This is a genomic window from Streptomyces europaeiscabiei (assembly GCF_001550375.1).
In the GTDB taxonomy this organism is placed as follows: domain Bacteria; phylum Actinomycetota; class Actinomycetes; order Streptomycetales; family Streptomycetaceae; genus Streptomyces; species Streptomyces europaeiscabiei.
This window is the reverse complement of record NZ_LRTR01000914.1, coordinates 15,111-34,286: the sequence shown is the minus strand read 5'-3', so window position 1 is coordinate 34,286 and position 19,176 is coordinate 15,111. Positions and strand designations below refer to the sequence as shown.

Below are 19,176 nucleotides of genomic sequence, written 5' to 3'. Positions count from 1 at the left end.
GGCAGGTCACGGCGGCGTAACCATCACCGGTTCTTGCACTTTTTTGCAGCAAGGTCTTTCGTCCGGCTTACATCGCTGTTACGTTCGGCCACGCCCGGCGGCGGCAACGACGCCCCAGGCGGCGGGAGCGGCGGACGGGGCCCTCCCAGGGGCCCTGGCCGGCCCCGAGCACACGGGCTTTCACCCTCAAGGAGATCTCATGCGGCGTGGCATAGCGGCCACCGCGCTGGTGGCGTCGATCGCCCTCACGGCGTCGGCCTGCGGCGGAAGCGACAGCGGCGACTCAGCCGACGGTCCGGTCACCATCACCTGGTGGGACACCTCCAACGCCACCAATGAGGCACCGACGTACAAGGCCTTGGTCAAGGAGTTCGAGGCCGCCAACAAGGACATCAAGGTCAAGTACGTCAACGTGCCCTTCGACCAGGCGCAGAACAAGTTCGACACCGCCGCCGGAGCCACGGGCGCCCCGGACATCCTGCGCTCCGAGGTCGGCTGGACCCCCGCCTTCGCCAAGAAGGGCTTCTTCCTGCCGCTGGACGGCACCGACGCCCTCAAGGACCAGGACAAGTTCCAGCCCAGCCTGATCAAGCAGGCTCAGTACGACGGCAAGACCTACGGCGTCCCGTTCGTCACCGACACCCTCGCGCTGGTCTACAACAAGGAGCTCTTCGAGAAGGCCGGCGTCGAGGCCCCGAAGACCTGGGACGACCTGAAGAAGGCCGCCGCCACCGTCAAGGACAAGACGGGCGTCGACGGCTACTGGGGCTCCACCCAGGCCTACTACGCCCAGTCCTTCCTCTACGGCGACGGCACCGACACCGTCGACGTGGCCGCCAAGAAGATCACCGTCAACTCCGCCGAGGCGAAGAAGGCGTACGGCACCTGGCTGGACCTCTTCGACGGCAAGGGCCTGCACAAGGCGGACACCACCGCCGACGCCTACGCCCACATCCAGGACGCCTTCGTCAACGGCAAGGTCGCCTCGATCATCCAGGGCCCGTGGGAGATCACGAACTTCTACAACGGCGAGGCCTTCAAGGACAAGGCCAACCTCGGCATCGCGACCGTCCCGGCCGGCACCTCCGGCAAGGCGGGCGCCCCGACCGGCGGTCACAACCTGTCGGTCTACGCCGGCTCGGACAAGGCGAAGCAGGAGGCGTCGCTGAAGTTCATCAACTTCATGACCTCGGCGAAGTCCCAGGAGACCATCGCCCTGAAGAACTCCACGCTGCCCACGCGTGACGACGCCTACACCACCGCGGTCAAGGCCGACCCGGGCATCGCCGGCTACCAGACCGTCCTCGCCGCCGCCCAGCCGCGCCCCGAGCTGCCCGAGTACAGCTCCCTGTGGGGCCCGCTCGACACCGAGCTGCTCGCGATCGCCGGCGGCAAGGAGTCCCTCGACAAGGGCCTGGGCAACGCGGAGACCGCGATCGCCAAGCTGGTCCCGGACTTCAGCAAGTGACCCCGCGTGGCCGCCGCGTCCTCCCCCGCTCCACCGGGGGACGGATGCGGCGGTCACCGGCCTGTCCCCAGCCCAGCCCCTGATCTTCCAGAAGGTGTCGAACGATGACAGTCGCCATCGACCGAGCGACCGGCAAGCGCCGAGGTGAACCGGGCGGGCGCCCGGGCCGGCTGACGCGTCTGAGGCAGTCGTACCAGCGGTACTGGTACGCGTACGCGATGATCGCCCCGGTGGTCGTCGTGCTCGGCGTCCTGGTGCTGTATCCGCTGGCGCGCGGCTTCTACCTCACGCTCACCAACGCCAACAGCCTGAACTCGGCGCGCACGATCGGCGTCAACCACATCGAGGCCACCTACGAGTTCATCGGCTTCGACAACTACGCCGACATCCTGTGGGGCCCGACCTCGTACGACCGCTTCTGGTCGCACTTCGTCTGGACGATCGTCTGGACGGCGCTCTGCGTCGCCCTGCACTACGTCATCGGCCTCGGCCTCGCGCTGCTGCTCAACCAGAAGCTGCGCGGACGCACCTTCTACCGGCTGATCCTGGTCCTGCCGTGGGCCGTGCCCACCTTCGTCACCGTCTTCGGCTGGCGGTTCATGCTCGCCGACGGCGGTGTCATCAACGCCGCCCTCGAAGCGCTGCACCTGCCGGCCCCGCTGTGGCTGGAGGACACCTTCTGGCAGCGGTTCGCCGCGATCATGGTCAACACGTGGTGCGGTGTGCCGTTCATGATGGTCTCGCTGCTCGGCGGACTGCAGTCCATCGACACGTCCCTGTACGAGGCCGCCGAGATGGACGGCGCGAGCGCCTGGCAGCGCTTCCGCTACGTCACCCTGCCGGGCCTGAGGTCCGTCAGCTCCACGGTCGTACTCCTCGGCGTCATCTGGACGTTCAACCAGTTCGCCGTCATCTTCCTGCTGTTCGGCGACACCGCGCCCGAGGCGCAGATCCTCGTGACCTGGGCGTACTACCTCGGGTTCGGGCAGCAGCCGCGTGACTTCGCGCAGTCGGCGGCCTACGGCATCCTGCTGCTGGCCATCCTGATCGTCTTCACCTCCGTCTACCGCCGCTGGCTGAACCGCGATGAGCAGCAGTTCGCGATCTGAGGCAGGAGCCCCCATGAGCACCACGACCGTCAAGACCACGGCTGGGGAGGACCGGCCGGCCACGCGGACCGCCGCGCCCCGCGACACGCGCCGACGCGGCGAGAACAGCCTCGCCGGCTCCCTCGCCTCCCACGCGATCCTCGTCGTGGCGAGCCTGGCCGCGCTGTTCCCGATCGCCTGGCTGCTGTTCCTGTCCCTCGGCCCGGACAAGGACGATTACCTGCATCCAGGGCGCATCTTCGGCAAGATGACATTTGCCAACTACTCGTACGTGCTCCAGGAGACACCGTTCTTCGACTGGCTGGTCAGCACCCTCGTCGTCTCGCTCGGCACCACCGTCATCGGGGTGCTGATCGCAGCGACCACCGGCTATGCGGTCTCCCGCATGCGCTTTCCGGGCTACCGGAAGTTCATGTGGGTGCTCCTGGTCACGCAGATGTTCCCGGTGGCCGTACTGATGGTGCCGATGTACGAGATCCTGTCGGAACTGAAGCTCATCGACAGCTACCTCGGACTCGTCCTCGTCTACTGCTCGACGGCCGTGCCGTACTGCGCCTGGCTGCTCAAGGGCTACTTCGACACGATCCCCTTCGAGATCGACGAGGCGGGACGCGTCGACGGGCTGAGCCCCTTCGGCACGTTCGCACGGCTGATCCTGCCGCTCGCCAAGCCGGGCCTCGCGGTCGCCGCGTTCTACAGCTTCATCACCGCGTTCGGGGAGGTCGCCTTCGCCTCGACGTTCATGCTGTCCGACACGAAGTACACCTTCGCCGTCGGCCTGCAGAGCTTCGTCAGCGAACACGACGCCCAGCGCAACCTGATGGCCGCCACCGCGGTGCTGGTCGCGATCCCCGTCTCCGCGTTCTTCTACCTCGTGCAGAAGAACCTGGTGACCGGGCTGACGGCCGGCGGCACGAAGGGCTGAGGCCCTTCGGCGGAACAGACTCCCGTACGCCTCGTCGTACGGGACCACTTGGCGGCCGCGGTGACCATCCGACCCCGCTGTCACCGCGGCCGCCTCGTCGACCGACCGATACACCGACCGTTGCATCGACCGATACACCGACGCCTCGACACATGTCCCGAACTCCTTTACGTACCAAGGACGTCATGAGCCAGCACTCCTCTGCCGACCCGGCCGACAACTCCGCGCTCGCCACCGTCGCCTCCCGCCGCGACTGGTGGCGCGACGCGGTGATCTACCAGGTCTATCCGCGCAGCTTCGCCGACAGCAACGGCGACGGCATGGGCGACCTGGAGGGCGTACGTTCCCGACTCCCGTACCTGCGCGATCTCGGCATCGACGCCGTATGGCTCAGCCCCTTCTACGCCTCGCCCCAGGCCGACGCCGGATACGACGTCGCCGACTACCGCGCGGTGGACCCGATGTTCGGGTCGTTGCTGGACGCGGACGCCCTGATCCGCGACGCCCACGACCTGGGCCTGCGCATCATCGTCGACCTGGTCCCGAACCACTCCTCCGACCAGCACGAGTGGTTCAGGAGGGCGGTGGCGGAGGGCCCGGGCTCCCCGCTGCGCGACCGCTACCACTTCCGCGAGGGCAAGGGCGCGTCCGGCGAACTCCCACCGAACGACTGGGAGTCCATCTTCGGCGGCCCGGCCTGGACGCGGGTGACGGAGCCGGACGGCACCCCGGGCGCCTGGTACCTGCACCTGTTCGCCCCGGAACAGCCCGACTTCAACTGGGACCACCCGGCGGTCGGCGACGAGTTCCGCTCCGTCCTGCGCTTCTGGCTCGACATGGGCGTGGACGGCTTCCGTATCGACGTGGCCCACGGCCTGGTCAAGGCGGACGGCCTCCCGGACCTCGGCGCCCACGACCAGCTGAAACTGCTGGGCAACGATGTCATGCCGTTCTTCGACCAGGACGGCGTCCACGCGATCTACCGCGAGTGGCGCCTGGTGCTGGACGAGTACGCGGGGGAGCGCATCTTCGTGGCGGAGGCGTGGACCCCGACGGTCGAGCGCACCGCGAACTACGTCCGCCCGGACGAGCTGCACCAGGCCTTCAACTTCCAGTACCTGGGCACGGACTGGGACGCGGCCGAGCTGAAGGTCGTCATCGACCGCACCCTGGACGCGATGCGCCCGGTGAACGCCCCCGCCACCTGGGTCCTGTCGAACCACGACGTGACCCGCCACGCGACCCGCTTCGCGAACGAACCGGGCCTGGGCACGCAGATCCGCCTGGCAGGCGACCGTGAACTGGGCCTGCGCCGCGCCCGCGCGGCCTCCCTGCTGATGCTGGCGCTCCCGGGCTCGGCCTACGTCTACCAGGGCGAGGAACTGGGCCTCCCCGACGTCGTCGACCTCCCGGACGAGGTCCGCCAGGACCCGGCGTACTTCCGGGGCGCCGGCCAGGACGGCTTCCGGGACGGCTGCCGCGTCCCGATCCCGTGGACCCGGTCCGGCCCGTCGTACGGCTTCGGCGGGGGCGGCTCCTGGCTCCCGCAGCCTTCCGGGTGGGGCGAGCTGAGCATCGAGGCCCAGACGGGCACGGCGGACTCGACCCTGGAGCTGTACCGCACCGCCCTGTCCGTCCGCCGCGCGGAGCCGGGCCTCGGCGCGGGCGACTCGGTCGACTGGCTGAAGGCGCCCGCCGGTGTCCTGGCCTTCCGCCGGGGTGACTTCGTGTGCGTCGCGAACACGACGGGCGAGGCGGTCACGATCCCGGCGTACGGCCGCGTCCTGGTCGCCAGCGGCGAGCTGACCGTGGGCGAGGACGAGGCGAAGCTGCCGGGGGACACGACGGTCTGGTGGACGACCGTCTGACCGGGCATCGAGGGGCTCGCCACCCGGTTCGGGTGGCGAGCCTCCCGCGTTCCGTGGGCCTGGGACCGGGGCGTGGTGGCCACGTCCGGCTGATCCCGCCGTGAACCCAGCGGGCCTAGCCGCTCAAGCCCAGCTCACCCGCCCGCACCCCCGCCTGGAACCGCGACCCCGCGTCCAACGTGTCGAGCAGTTCGGCGACCCGGCGGCGGTAGGTCCGCAGGGACATGCCCAGTTGACGGGCGGCGGTCTCGTCGGTGGCACCCGAGCCCAGTGCGCGCAGGACCTTCCGGCTCTCGGTGTCGAGTCGGGGCCGCTCGTCGCGGAGGAAGGCCTTGAGGTCGGTGGCGGTCTCCCAGGCGGCTTCGAACAGGGCGTACACCCCGCCGACCAGGGTGGGGGCGGTGGTGAGGGTGTACTCGCGGCCACCGGGGGAGTGCGCGCCGGCCAGGATCGCGAAGCGGTGGTCGACGATGATCGTCTCGTGGGGGAGAGCGGTGGCGGCGATCCGCACCAGGGCGCCCCGGTCGGCGAGTTCGCTCAGGTGCTCACGGCTGTGTTCGTCGGCCAGCGCGGCGGGGCTGAGCAGCTTGCGGATCCGGTGAGAGCCACTGCCCTGTAGCCGGACACGGGCGGTCCGGCGGGCTTCGGGGCGCGGCCAGGTGTCGAGGTCACGGGCGGCACAGACGAACTCCTCCTGGACGGAGGAGAACAGGTGCCCGGTACGGGTGAGCAGCTCCAGGTCACCGCGGATCGTCACGATCTCTGCCACCCCGCCATTGTGCCCGATGGCAGTAACCTGCCAGCGGTTCGCGACCCGAACAGCCACTCGCCCAGGCTGAGTTCATGAACGATGACAACTCCTTCCGCCTCGGTGGCGACCTGCCGCTCAACCGCCTCGGCTTCGGGGCCATGCGCCTGCCCACGAACACCTTCCACGGCCCGGCCCGCGATCCGGAGACCGGCCGCGCCGTCCTGCGCCGTGCCGTCGAACTGGGCGTCGACCACATCGACACCGCCGCCTTCTACACCAGCGGTGACGGCACCGTCCGCGCCAACACCCTGATCCGCGAGGCCCTTCACCCCTACCCGGCCGACCTGGCCGTCGCCACGAAGGTCGGCCCGGCCCGTACCCCGGAGGGCGGCCTCGCCGCGACCACCGACCCCGCGGACCTGCGGCCGATGGTCGAGGAGAACCTCGAAACCCTCGGCGTGGACCGCCTCGATCTGGTCTACCTGCGCATCGGGGGCGCAGGGCTGCCACCCCACGGCGAGTCCGTCGCACAACGCTTCGAGGCCCTGGCCGCCATGCGTGAGGAGGGCCTGATCCGCCACCTGGGCCTGAGCAACGTGGGCGTCGGTCACCTCGCCGAGGCCCGCGCGATCGCCCCCGTCGCAGCCGTCCAGAACCACTTCCACGCCGACAGGCGCGACGACACCGCTCTCCTGTCCGCCTGCGAGGAGGCCGGCATCGCCTACGTGCCCTTCTTCCCGCTCGGCGGCGGCCTCACCGACCTCACCGGCGACCGCATCACCAAGGTCGCGCGGCGGCGCGGCGCCACGGTCCCGCAAATCGCCCTGGCCTGGCTGCTCGCCACCTCTCCCGTCACCCTGGCCATCCCCGGCACCGGCTCACTCGAACACCTGGAGGAGAACACCGCCGCCGCGTCGATCACCCTCACCCGAGAGGACCTCGCGGACCTCTCCTGACGTCCCGCCTCCCCAACAGCCCGCCCTGTGAAGAGATTTCGGGGGCGTGAAGAAGGTGTGTCCGGAGGGTTGACCGTGCGACAAGCGGACTCGTACCTTCCTGTCGGCTGAAAGTTTTCAGCCGTCTTGCAGCAAGAAACGGCAACAGATCTTGCGCGGATCGCGTCGGGTTCCCCAGGCCCTTCGATCGATCCTTCGGATCCCTTCATTCGGACCCCTTCAACGGAGAAGGACCCCACACATGGCCAGCAGAACCCTCTCCGGTGCGCTCGCTCTCGCGGCGGGTGCGTCGATCGCCCTGGCGGTGCCCGCGGGCGGCGCGTACGCGTCGCCGCCCGGAACCAAGGACGTGACCGCCGTCCTGTTCGAGTGGAGCTTCGCCTCCGTCGCCAAGGAGTGCACCAACACCCTCGGACCGAACGGGTACGGATACGTCCAGGTCTCGCCGCCCGCCGAACACATACAGGGCTCGCAGTGGTGGACGTCGTACCAGCCCGTCAGCTACAAGATCGCCGGGCGGCTCGGGGATGCCACCGCCTTCCGGAACATGGTCGACACCTGCCACGCGGCCGGCCTCAAGGTCGTCGTCGACACCGTCGTCAACCACATGTCCGCGGGGAGCGGCACCGGCACCGGTGGCTCGTCCTACACGAAGTACGACTACCCCGGCCTCTACTCCTCCTTCGACTTCGACGACTGCACCACCACCATCAGCGACTACGCCCACCGCGCCAACGTCCAGAACTGCGAACTCGTCACCCTCGCCGACCTGGACACCGGTGAGGAGTACGTCCGGTCGGCCATCGCCGGATACATGAACAGCCTGCTCGGGTACGGCGTCGACGGGTTCCGGATCGACGCCGCCAAGCACATCCCCGCCGCCGACCTCGCCAACATCAAGTCGCGGCTGAGCAACACGTCCGTGTACTGGAAGCAGGAGGCCATCTACGGCTCCGGGGAGGCCGTGCGGCCGAGCGAGTACACGGGGAACGGGGATGTCCAGGAATTCCGGTACGCCTTCGACCTCAAGCGGGTCTTCAACAACGAGAACCTCGCCTACCTGAAGAACTACGGCGAGGGCTGGGGCTACCTGAGCAGCTCCGTAGCCGGGGTCTTCGTCGACAACCACGACACCGAGCGCAACGGCTCCACGCTCAGCTACAAGGACAACGCCACCTACACGATGGCCAACGTCTTCATGCTGGCCCACCCCTACGGCGCGCCCGACATCAACTCCGGCTACGAGTTCTCCTCAACCGACGCCGGGCCGCCCAACGGCGGTACGGTCAACGCCTGTTGGCAGGACGGGTGGAAGTGTCAGCACGCCTGGCCGGAGATCATGCGCATGGTGCCCTTCCGCAACGCCACCCGTGGTGAGGCCGTCACCGACTGGTGGGACAACGGGGGCGACGCGATCGCCTTCGGCCGGGGCGCCAAGGGCTTCGTCGCCGTCAACCACGAGTCGGGCAGCCTGAGCCGCACGTACCAGACCTCCCTCGCGGCCGGCACGTACTGCAACGTGCAGAGCAACACGACGGTGACCGTCAACGGCTCGGGCCGGTTCACCGCCACCCTCGGCTCCGACACCGCCCTCGCGATCTACGCCGGCAAGTCCACCTGCTGAGGGATTCCACCCGCTGACCGCGACAAGCACATCTGGAAGCACTTTCCGTTACTTTCAAGCCTCTTGCTGAAAAGCTTTCGGCGGCGATACGGTCGCGCGGGGTCGGACCCACCAGAGCCGTCATCGCAAGGAGTCCATCCGTGATACCGAGATGGCCGACGCCGTCGAGGCGCCGTACCGCCCACGCCCAACGGGCCGCAGTGGTCGGCGCGGTCACCGTGACCGCGCTGACCGCAGCGCTCGTCCAGCCCCTCGCGGCCGGGGCCGCGACCCCGCCCGCACCGCCGTCCGACGCGAAGCTGGCGAAGACCGCCGCCCGTCACGACCTCACCCGCGAGCAGTTCTACTTCGTCCTGCCGGACCGTTTCGCCAACGGTGACAAGGCGAACGACAAGGGCGGCCTCACCGGCTCGCGCCTCGCCACCGGCCACGACCCCACCGACAAGGGCTTCTACCAGGGTGGCGACCTCAAGGGCCTGACCGAGCGGCTCGACTACATCAAGGGCCTGGGCACGACCTCCATCTGGATGGCGCCCATCTTCAAGAACCAGCCCGTCCAGGGCACCGGCGAGAACGCCTCCGCCGGCTACCACGGGTACTGGATCACCGACTTCACCCAGGTCGACCCGCACTTCGGCACCAACAAGGACCTTCAGACCCTGATCTCCAAGGCCCACGCCAAGGGCATGAAGGTCTTCTTCGACGTCATCACCAACCACACCGCCGATGTCGTCGACTACGAGCAGAAGTCGTACGACTACCTCTCCAAGGGCGCCTTCCCCTATCTGACGAAGGACGGCGAGCCCTTCGACGACGCCGACTACGCGGACGGGAGCGAACGGTTCCCGAAGGTCGACCGGGATTCCTTCCCCCGCACCCCCGTCGTCCCTGCCGCCAGGAAGAACGCCAAGGTCCCCTCCTGGCTGAACGACCCGACGATGTACCACAACCGGGGCGACTCCACCTGGGCCGGAGAGTCCGCCACGTACGGCGACTTCGTCGGGCTGGACGATCTGTGGACCGAGCGTCCCGAGGTCGTCTCCGGCATGGAGAAGATCTACGAGAAGTGGGTGAAGGACTTCGACATCGACGGCTTCCGGATCGACACCGTGAAGCACGTCAACACGGAGTTCTGGACCCAGTGGGCCACCGCGCTCGAGGCGTACGCCGCGAAGAAGGGCCGCGACGACTTCTTCATGTTCGGCGAGGTCTACTCCGCCGACACGTCGGTGACCTCCCCGTACGTCACCCAGGGCCGCCTCGACTCCACGCTCGACTTCCCCTTCCAGGACGCGGCGCGGGCGTACGCCTCCCAGGGTGGCAGCGCTCGGAAGCTCGCCTCGGTGTTCGGGGACGACTACAAGTACACGACCGACAAGGCCAACGCGTACGAGCAGGTCACCTTCCTCGGCAACCATGACATGGGCCGGATCGGGACCTTCGTCGAGCAGGACGACCCGAAGGCCGACGACGCCGAACTGCTCGCCAAGGACCGGCTCGCCAACGAGCTGATGTTCCTCAGCCGCGGCAACCCGGTCGTCTACTACGGCGACGAGCAGGGCTTCACCGGCGCGGGCGGTGACAAGGATTCCCGCCAGACCATGTTCGCCTCCAAGGTCGCCGACTACCTGGACGACGACCAACTCGGCACGGACCGCACCCACGCCTCGGACGCGTACGACACGAGTGCACCGCTCTACAGGCGGATCAGTGCTCTCGCCAAGCTCCGCAAGGCCAACCCGGCCCTCGCCGACGGCGTCCAGACCGAGCGCTACGCGGCCGACGGGGCGGGCGTCTACGCCTTCTCCCGCACGGACACCGAGACCGGTACCGAGTACATCGTCGCCTTCAACAACGCGGGCGACGCCAAGACGGCGGACTTCGCGACCGGCTCCGCCCGCATGGCCTTCAAGGGCATCTACGGGACCGACGCCAAGGTGACGAGCGACGCCGACCGCGAGGTCACCGTCACCGTCCCGGCCGGGTCGGCGATGGTCCTCAAGGCCGCCGACCCGCTCGCCGAGCCCGCCACCGAGCCGTCCCTCACCCTCAAGGCCCCGGCCACCGGTGCCACCGGCACGGTGGACATCGGCGCCGACGTCGACGGGGGACAGCTCAACCGCGTCGTCTTCGCCGCGCAGGTCGGCAACGGCAAGTGGAAGACGCTGGGCTCCGCCGACCACGCCCCGTACCGGGTCACCCAGACCATCGGCGAGGACGTTGCCGCCGGAACCGCCCTGCGGTACAAGGCAGTTGTGATCGACCGAGCCGGACGTACGGCGAGCGCCACCGCGACCTCCACCACGGGCACCCCGCCCGCCCCCGAAACCCCCACCGCCTCGTCACGCGACTACGCGATCGTCCACTACAAGCGCGCCGACGGCGACTACACCGACTGGCGGCTGTACGCCTGGGGCGACATCGCCTCGGGGGAGGAGACCACCTGGCCGGACGGCCACGACTTCGTCGGGCGGGACGCGTACGGCGCCTTCGCCTACGTCAAGCTCAAGCCCGGTGCCTCGAACGTCAGTTACCTCGTCATCGACAAGGACGGCGACAAGGACGTCCCCGCCGACCGTTCGATCGACGTCACGAAGACGGGCGAGATCTGGGTCGAGCAGGGCAAGGAGGCCGTCCTGACGGAGAAGCCGACCGGCGACTACCCCGAGCAGGACAAGGCCAAGGCCGTCCTGCACTACCACCGCGCCGACGGGAACCACGACGGCTGGGGCCTGCACGTCTGGTCCGGCGCCGCGAACCCCACGGACTGGTCGAAGCCCCTGGAACCGGTACGGACCGACGCCTACGGTGCCGTCTTCGAGGTACCGCTCACCGACGGGGCCACCAGCCTCAGTTACATCATCCACAAGGGCGACGAGAAGGACCTCTCCACCGACCAGTCGCTCGACCTCAAGGCCGTCGGCCACGAGGTGTGGCTGCTGAACGGCCAGGAGAAGTACCTGCTCCCGCAGCCCGCGGGCAGCGCGGCCGCCCTCGACCTGACCACCTCCAAGGCGGTCTGGATCGACCGGAACACCGTCGCGTGGAACGGAAACGACACCGCCGCGTCCACTCAGCTGCTCTCCTCCCGCACCGGCTCCATCACCGCGAAGGACGGCGCGCTGACCAGCACCGACGAGCGCCGGCTCCGCCTCACGAAGTCGGCCCTCACCGACGCCCAGAAGGCGAGGTTCCCGCACCTGAAGTCGTACACGGCGTGGACCGTCGACCCACGCGACCGCGACCGGGTCCGCGAGGCCCTGCGCGGTCAGCTCGTCGCCTCCCAGCGCGCGGCGACCGGGGCCGTGCTCGCGGCGACGGGCGTGCAGATCGCCGGTGTGCTCGACGACCTGTACGGCAGGAGCGCGGCGGACGCCGACCTCGGCCCGACCTTCCGCAAGGGCCGTCCGACGCTCGCCGTCTGGGCGCCCACCGCGCAGGGGGTCTCCCTCGACCTCGACGGCAGGACGCTCCCCATGAAGCGGGACGACGCCACCGGAGTCTGGTCCGTCACCGGACCGAAGTCCTGGAAGAACAAGCCCTACCGGTACGTCGTGAAGGTGTGGGCGCCCAGCGTCCGCGAGGTCGTCACCAACAAGGTCACCGACCCGTACTCCGTGGCGCTGACCGCCGACTCCGAGCGCAGCCTCGTCGTCGACCTGGCGGACAGGTCCCTCGCGCCGAGCGGCTGGTCGTCGTACACCAAGCCGAAGGCCGTACCGCTGAAGGACGCGCGGATCCAGGAGTTGCACGTCCGGGACTTCTCCATCGCCGACAAGGCCGTGCCCGCGAAGGACAAGGGCACCTACCTCGCCTTCACCGACAAGGGCGGCGACGGCTCGAAGCATCTGCGGAAGCTGGCGAAGGCGGGCACGTCGTACGTGCACCTTCTCCCCGTCGCCGACATCGCCACCATCCCCGAGAGGAAGGCGGACCAGGCGAGTGTCGACTGCGACCTCGGCTCGTACGCCGCCGACTCCGACCAGCAGCAGGAGTGCGTGGCGAAGGCCGCGGCGAAGGACGGGTTCAACTGGGGCTACGACCCGTACCACTACACGGTCCCGGAGGGTTCGTACGCGACCGACCCGGACGGCACCCGGCGCACGGTCGAGTTCCGGAAGATGGTGAAGGCACTCAACGGCGACGGCCTCGGGGTCGTGCTGGACGTGGTCTACAACCACACCCCGGCGAGCGGCCAGGCCGACAAGAGCGTCCTCGACAAGGTGGTCCCCGGCTACTACCACCGGCTCCTCGCCGACGGATCCGTCGCCACCTCCACCTGCTGCGCCAACACCGCGCCCGAGAACACCATGATGGGCAAGCTCGTCGTCGACTCGATCGTCACCTGGGCCAAGGAGTACAAGGTCGACGGGTTCCGCTTCGACCTGATGGGCCACCACCCGAAGGCCAACATCCTGGCGGTCAGGAAGGCGCTCGACGCGCTGACCCCCAAGAAGGACGGCGTCGAGGGGAAGAAGATCATCCTGTACGGGGAGGGCTGGAACTTCGGCGAGGTCGCCGACGACGCGCGCTTCACCCAGGCCACACAGAAGAACATGGCCGGGACGGGCGTCGCGACCTTCTCCGACCGGGCCCGTGACGCGGTGCGCGGCGGCGGACCCTTCGACGAGGACCCGGGTGTCCAGGGCTTCGCGTCCGGCCTCTACACCGAGCCCAACTCCTCCAAGGACAACGGCACTCCGGCCGAGCAGAAGGCACGGCTGCTGCACTACCAGGACCTCATCAAGGTCGGCCTGAGCGGCAACCTCGCGAACTACCGGTTCACCGACACCGACGGCAAGGAGGTCAAGGGCTCCGAGGTCGACTACAACGGGGCCGCCGCCGGATACGCGGACGCCCCCGGCGACGCCCTCGCCTATGTCGACGCGCACGACAACGAGTCCCTGTTCGACGCGCTCGCCTTCAAACTGCCGAAGTCGACGAGCGCGGCCGACCGGTCCCGTATGCAGGTCCTCGCCATGGCCACGGCCGCCCTCTCGCAGGGCCCGGCGCTCTCCCAGGCCGGCACCGATCTGCTGCGGTCCAAGTCCCTCGACCGGAACTCGTACGACAGCGGCGACTGGTTCAACGCGATCCACTGGGACTGCCGGGACGGCAACGGCTTCGGGCGCGGACTGCCCCTCGCGGCCGACAACGAGTCCAAGTGGCCCTATGCCAAGCCCCTGTTGACCTCGGTCGGCGTCGGCTGCGAGCAGATCGAGGGGGCCTCGGCGGCGTACCGGGACCTGCTGAGGATCCGTACGACGGAAGACGTGTTCTCCCTGGACACGGCCGGGCAGGTGCAGTCGGAGCTGTCCTTCCCGCTGTCGGGGAAGGACGAGACCCCGGGCGTGATCACCATGGAACTCGGCGACCTCGTCGTCGTCTTCAACGCCACCCCCGAGAGGCGGAAGCAGACCGTGGACGACCTGGCCGGGACGGGATACGTCCTGCACCAGGTGCAGGCGGCGGGTGCGGACTCTACCGTCCGGACCTCGTCGTACGAAGCGGAATCGGGGACGTTCGTCGTTCCGGGGCGGACCGTGGCGGTATTCGCACGATCCGAGCGGTAGAGCGCTAGTTTGGGTGGTGCGGGCGGGGAGGGGACGGCCCGCACCACCCGAGCTTCAGCGACGACGAGAGCCTCATGAGCCTGATGGCCGACGCAGCAGAAACCACGGTGCTGGTGGTCGACGACGCGGCCGCCGGCCGGTACGCGATGGGCGCGGTGCTGCGCAGGGCCGGACACAGCGTCGTCCCCGTGGCCAGCGCCGGTGAGGCGCTCGCCGAACTCGACCTGCGGCTCCGCTCGGGAGCCCTGCCCGACGTGGCCCTCGTCGACGTCGGCCTCCCGGACATGAGCGGCTTCGAATTCTGCCGCCTGCTCAAGGCGCAACCCCCGATGGCGGCCCTGCCCGTCGTCCACTTCTCCGCCGCCTCCGTCGCCCCCAGCGACCGCTGCCGGGGACTGGACGCGGGCGGCGAGGCCTATCTGACGGTCCCCGCCGAGCCGGAGGAGATCCAGGCGGTCGTCCGCGCGGCCGTCCGCGGCGCCCGTATGCGCAACGGCGCCGAGGCCCTCGTACGACGGCTCACCCTGCTGTCCGAGACCATCGTCGACGTCCAGGCCGCCCGCACCCTGGAAGAGCTGGCCGGAGCCGCCGCCGAAGGAGCCGCCCGGCTCACCCGGTCGCCCGCCGCCGTGTTCGTGCTCGGCGAGGACGGCCACCTCTGCAGCGGCACCTCCCGGGCACGGGCCCGCAGCACCCTCCCCGACGCCGGCGCGCACGACGCCGTGGCCCGGCTCATCCGCCGTGTCACCGACGGTGACCCCGGGCCGCACGACACCGTCGTCCCCGCACCCCTGTGGCCCGCGGGCTTCTTCCGGCCCGGCGTCACCGAGGACGCCCGTCTGGTCCTGGCCCGCACCGAGAGCGGCACACCCGTCTGCGTCGCCACACCCGTGCACGGCGCCCGCGGCACGGCATCCGATGCCATGGGCCTGGTCGCCCGTCTCGCCCAGGCCACCGCCCTGGCCGCGCAGCCCCTCCTCATGTACCAGGTCGAGCGCCATGTCGCGCTCACCCTCCAGCACAGCTTCCTGCCCAAGCGGGTACCCGAGTTCCCCGGCCTCGAAGTGGTCGTCCGGTACGTCCCCGCGTCCCGCCGGACCGAGATCGGCGGCGACTTCTACGCGGCCCTGTCCACCGCCGACGGCGTCCTCACCGCCGTCGGCGACGTCGTCGGGCACTCGCTGGACGCGGCCACCGTGATGGTCGAGATCCGGCACGCCCTGCGCGCCTACTGCGTGGAGCAGTCCGACCCCGCGGCGCTCGCCCGGCGGCTCGACCGGATGCTCCAGCACTACCACCCCGACGTCACCGCCACGGTCTGTCTGGCCCTGGTCGAGCCGGGCAGCGGGCGCGTACGGATCGCCAACGCGGGCCACATCCCGCCGCTGATCGTCCGCGACTCGGGAGAGGCCGAGTACGTGAAGGCCGCCGGGCCTCTCCTCGGGCTCGGCCTGGACCGGCCCGAGCCCACGGAGACGGTGCTGTGGCCGACGGATCGGCTGCTCATGGTCACGGACGGGCTCGTGGAGACCCGGGGGATCGATCTCTCGCTCTCCCTGGAGCAACTGCGGGCCGCCGCGGCGGGCGCCCCGGCCGGGACGGTCGCGCTGTGCGACACGTTGCTGCACTGTTTCGGCAGGGACCGGGAGGACGACATCGCGATGCTCGCGTTGCGCCTGCGGCTAGGCTGACCGGGTTGCCTTGTTGTAGTTGACCTTGTAAGAGAGGCGTCCCATGCCGCAGATCACCGTGGATTACTCCGCCGTTCTCTCCGAGGGCTTTGACCGGCCCGCGTTCGCCAAGGCCCTGCACGAGGAGGTCGTGCGGACCGCTGCCGCGAAGCCGGAGGCGTGCAAGACGCAGTTCCGGGCCACCGAGGACACGGTGGTCGGGCCCGACACGGACGGCCACGCGATCGTGCACGTCACGCTCGGGCTGCTCGCGGGGCGGACCGACGTGACCAAGGTGACGTTGACCGAGAACGTGCTGGAGCTGCTTCGGGAGTTCGTGAAGGTGGGGCAGGGGCTGGCGTTTCATGCGTCGGCGGAGGTACGCGACCTTGATCCCTCGTACCGGAAGTTCGAGATCTAGGCGCCGTTGGAGCTTCGGGGGACTGCCGGATGCGGGGGCGTCGTGGTTGTTCGCGCAGTTCCCCGCGCCCCTAGATGTCGGCGCGCCCCAAGGCCACCAGGCACCCCGCCAGATCGCTGAACGGGCCGTCCGACGGCTCCTCGGCGAGCATTCTGCGGAGCAGGCCCGCCATCCCCTCGTCCTGGGCCGCGCTCACCGCCGCGAGGGCCGCGAAGTCGTGGACGAGTTGGACCTCCAGCTCCTCCCTCGGGATGCGGCGCCCGTCGAGCCAGACGAGGGCAGTGGACTCGGCCAGGGAGATCCAGGAGCGGATGACGAGTTCGAGGCGGGCGGGCACGGCGTCGACGTCCAGGTGCGAAAGGATCTGGACATACGCGGCCTGGCGTACGCCGTCGACGAGGGCGTTCGTGCGGGAGGAGCCGACGGCCGGGCCGCCGCGCATCAGGGCGGAGAATCCGGGGCCGTGCTCGTCGACGAAGTCGAAGAAGCGGTGCGTGACGCGGAGCAGCCGGGCGCCGAGCGGGCCCTCACGGGGCTCGACGAAACGGTGCGCGAGATCGTCGCAGGCACGCGTCAAAGCGGCCTCGTACAGGCTGAGTTTGCCTGGAAAGTAGTGGTAGACGAGCGGGCGTGAGATGCCCGCCGCCGACGCTATCTCGTCGATGGAGACCTCGTCGGGCGAGCGCCGGCTGAACAGTTCGAGGGCGACCCCGATCAACTGCTGCCGCCGCTCCTCCACACCCATCCTGCGGCGCGTACCGGTTTGCATACGAACACCCTACCGATTGATTCCAGCCCGCCATGGGCTGGATCGCGTAGCGATGTTCGATCCGTGAGCGGTCACCCGGCCGACTGAAGTCCGCCGATCTCCCGGCCGTTCGCCAGCGTGCCCCGCAACTCGGCCTGTGCGCCTTCTTCGGTCGGCACGGCGAGGAGGTTGCCCCGGGCCGAACCGCTCACCTGGCCGCTCAGCTCGACGGAGACGGTCCCCCTGCTGCCGGCGGCGAGCAGGTACGAGTCGCCCGCCGCGGACTTCCAGGGCCCGGCGGCCAGGACGTGCGGATCGGCCGGTCCGCAGGCCGGGACCTCGTCGGCGGCGGCCGTGACGTACGCGCCGGCCGCGGTGTCGAACTGGGTCAGTGCCCGGGTTCCCGCGCCTCGCCAGGTCTCGGTGCGGGTGCACACCCAGTCGGCCCGGCCGCTGCCGTCGGGCAGCGGCTGACGGGCGAACTGCCAGGCGTTCACGGACCGCACGCCCTGAGACCGCGCGGCGGCCAGGGAGCAGGCGAAGGGTGCCCAGACCGCCGGCGCGGCGGAGGCGTCACGACCTGGCGAGGCGGCCGAAGGGCGGCCGACCGTGAGATGCGCGGGGGTCACCTCCAACAGGTCGGTCAGCAGCCGCGTACCGCCCGTGGCATCGGTCAGCTGCAGGACGTCCCACGACCGGCACTTCCCGGTGCGCACCGCCGGGCCGGCGAACGGGGCCGTCGTCCCGTCCTTCGTCAGCGCGAGCCTGCGCACCGCGGCGTCGGGCTTCGCCAGGTCCCGTACGCCCGCCTCGCGCACCCACGGGGCCGTCAGATAGCGGACGTTGCCGTCCGTCCGGTCCAGCACCAGGGCGCTCGCGCCGACGCCGGTCGCCCCGTCGACCCGGGTCAGGTCGAGGGCGGCCACGCCCGGGTCGTCCAGGGGCTCCGCGTATCGGGCGATGCGCAGGCCGTCGTGGAGCAGGACGACCCGGAGGTTGTCGACCTGCCCCGCGTACAGCAGTTGCGGAGGGCCGGGCGGGGGCCCTGCCTGGGTGCCCAGGGTGACCGCGACCTGCACGGACTCGCCGGGGCGGGCCCAGACCGCGAGGGCCCGCCGCAGCAGGGCCTTGTCCTTGACGAGATCGCCGCGCGCGGGCCAGGTGGTGAAGTCGCTGCGCCCCGTCGCCTGCCACGCCGTGGTCGTCGCCGTCGTCAACCGGCCCGGATCGAGGGCCGCCTGGGCCGCCGGGTTCCGCGCGTACGGGGGTGCCGCCGCGCCGTCGGGCCCCCAGCCCTCCCCGGGCAGCCCGAGGAGCGCCCCGCACACGACCACGGCGGCCGTGGCGGCCAGCGCGGCCTTCATGTGCTGGCGCCGGCGCATCAGATCGGTGGGGCGGGCGTGCAGCGAACAAGGGTCGTACTCGGGGGAGGAGAGCAGTGCGTACTGCTGCGCCGGCACGGAGCCGGCCTCCTTCAGCGCCGCGGCCGGATCGTCGACACCGGCCTCTTCGAGGAGCGCCCTGATCGCTGGGTCGGGGAGCTTCTCCAGACCGCGCAGGACGTAGGCCGCGCGAGCCGGGGAGGTGAGCGCCGACAGCCGCTGGTCCAGAGCCAGTTCGTCGGCACCGCCCGAGCGGGGGAAGAGCCGCAGGCCCCACACGTGCGGGAGCAGCGGCGGCAGTTGGGACCGCTTCGGCCACGCCCTGCGCCGCAGCGGGAGTCCCGCCTCCAGGGCGGTGCGGACGACTCGCAGCCGGACAAGGGCGTACCCGGGGTTGCGCTCCCGGCCCGCCACCGTCCCCGCTCCTGTCGACTGCGCCGGGATGAGCGTCGCCGACCTGCGCCCCCTGGGCAGCGCCCGCTGCGTCAGCGCGTGGGCCGTCAGCACGCGGCGGTTCCGGCCCAGGCTCGACGGCAGCGTCAGATAGGCGAGCCGGACCAGACGCGGATAGTGCTCGACGAGCGCGGCCTCCGCCTGCTCGACGTCCACGACCGACTCCTGGGCGCGGGAAGTTGCGGGGCGCGGGGCGACATCCTGTGACTGCACGTTCAACAAAACGAG

General features: G+C 70.1%; 12 protein-coding genes. 9 read left to right on the top strand and 3 right to left on the bottom strand.

What is annotated here, in order from left to right; translation table 11 throughout:
* Window positions 1–199: 199 nt before the first annotated feature.
* The 4 genes from AWZ10_RS46060 to AWZ10_RS46045 all read left to right on the top strand — a co-directional run bounded on the left by AWZ10_RS46060 (window position 200) and on the right by AWZ10_RS46045 (window position 5,370).
* A complete protein-coding gene (locus AWZ10_RS46060; RefSeq protein WP_060894221.1) occupies window positions 200–1,468 on the top strand; it encodes an extracellular solute-binding protein in 1,269 nt (422 codons plus the stop codon).
* A 104-nt stretch (window positions 1,469–1,572) separates the two neighbouring features.
* Window positions 1,573–2,577, top strand: coding sequence for a carbohydrate ABC transporter permease (locus AWZ10_RS46055; RefSeq protein ID WP_046707415.1), 1,005 nt, complete (start codon window positions 1,573–1,575; stop codon window positions 2,575–2,577).
* Window positions 2,578–2,590: 13 nt separating this feature from the next.
* Entirely contained in the window at window positions 2,591–3,502 is a 912-nt protein-coding gene (locus AWZ10_RS46050; protein WP_046707414.1) for a sugar ABC transporter permease, read from the top strand.
* Between the two features lie 185 nt (window positions 3,503–3,687).
* Complete coding sequence (locus tag AWZ10_RS46045; protein WP_060894220.1) at window positions 3,688–5,370, top strand: glycoside hydrolase family 13 protein; 1,683 nt, start codon at window positions 3,688–3,690, stop codon at window positions 5,368–5,370.
* Between the two features lie 115 nt (window positions 5,371–5,485).
* Here AWZ10_RS46045 and AWZ10_RS46040 read toward each other — a convergent pair whose 3' ends face one another.
* Entirely contained in the window at window positions 5,486–6,139 is a 654-nt protein-coding gene (locus tag AWZ10_RS46040) for a helix-turn-helix domain-containing protein (RefSeq protein WP_046707412.1), read from the bottom strand.
* Between the two features lie 74 nt (window positions 6,140–6,213).
* On the opposite strand from AWZ10_RS46040, the gene AWZ10_RS46035 reads away from it, so the two are divergent.
* From AWZ10_RS46035 to AWZ10_RS46015, 5 genes are all read left to right on the top strand, one after another.
* Window positions 6,214–7,077 carry an oxidoreductase gene (locus AWZ10_RS46035; protein ID WP_060894219.1) on the top strand — a complete coding sequence of 288 codons (864 nt, stop codon included), beginning with the start codon at window positions 6,214–6,216 and terminating at the stop codon, window positions 7,075–7,077.
* Window positions 7,078–7,318: 241 nt separating this feature from the next.
* Entirely contained in the window at window positions 7,319–8,701 is a 1,383-nt protein-coding gene (locus AWZ10_RS46030; RefSeq protein ID WP_060894218.1) for an alpha-amylase, read from the top strand.
* A gap of 140 nt (window positions 8,702–8,841) precedes the next feature.
* Window positions 8,842–14,274 (top strand): pullulanase-type alpha-1,6-glucosidase, encoded by a 5,433-nt coding sequence (gene pulA / locus AWZ10_RS46025; RefSeq protein WP_060894217.1) that lies wholly within the window; start codon window positions 8,842–8,844, stop codon window positions 14,272–14,274.
* A gap of 83 nt (window positions 14,275–14,357) precedes the next feature.
* Window positions 14,358–15,965 carry a fused response regulator/phosphatase gene (locus tag AWZ10_RS46020; RefSeq protein ID WP_060894225.1) on the top strand — a complete coding sequence of 536 codons (1,608 nt, stop codon included), beginning with the start codon at window positions 14,358–14,360 and terminating at the stop codon, window positions 15,963–15,965.
* Between the two features lie 43 nt (window positions 15,966–16,008).
* The gene (locus AWZ10_RS46015) at window positions 16,009–16,365 is read left to right on the top strand and encodes a 5-carboxymethyl-2-hydroxymuconate Delta-isomerase (RefSeq protein WP_046705945.1); all 357 of its coding nucleotides are present in this window, start codon (window positions 16,009–16,011) and stop codon (window positions 16,363–16,365) included.
* A 70-nt stretch (window positions 16,366–16,435) separates the two neighbouring features.
* Here the strand turns inward: AWZ10_RS46015 and AWZ10_RS46010 are convergent, their stop codons facing one another.
* Together AWZ10_RS46010 and AWZ10_RS46005 are read right to left on the bottom strand one after the other, a co-directional pair.
* Window positions 16,436–17,134, bottom strand: a complete 699-nt coding sequence (locus AWZ10_RS46010) for a TetR/AcrR family transcriptional regulator (RefSeq protein WP_079104726.1) — start codon at window positions 17,132–17,134, stop codon at window positions 16,436–16,438.
* Between the two features lie 71 nt (window positions 17,135–17,205).
* Window positions 17,206–19,161 carry a hypothetical protein gene (locus AWZ10_RS46005; protein ID WP_060894224.1) on the bottom strand — a complete coding sequence of 652 codons (1,956 nt, stop codon included), beginning with the start codon at window positions 19,159–19,161 and terminating at the stop codon, window positions 17,206–17,208.
* Between the last annotated feature and the right edge of the window lie 15 nt (window positions 19,162–19,176).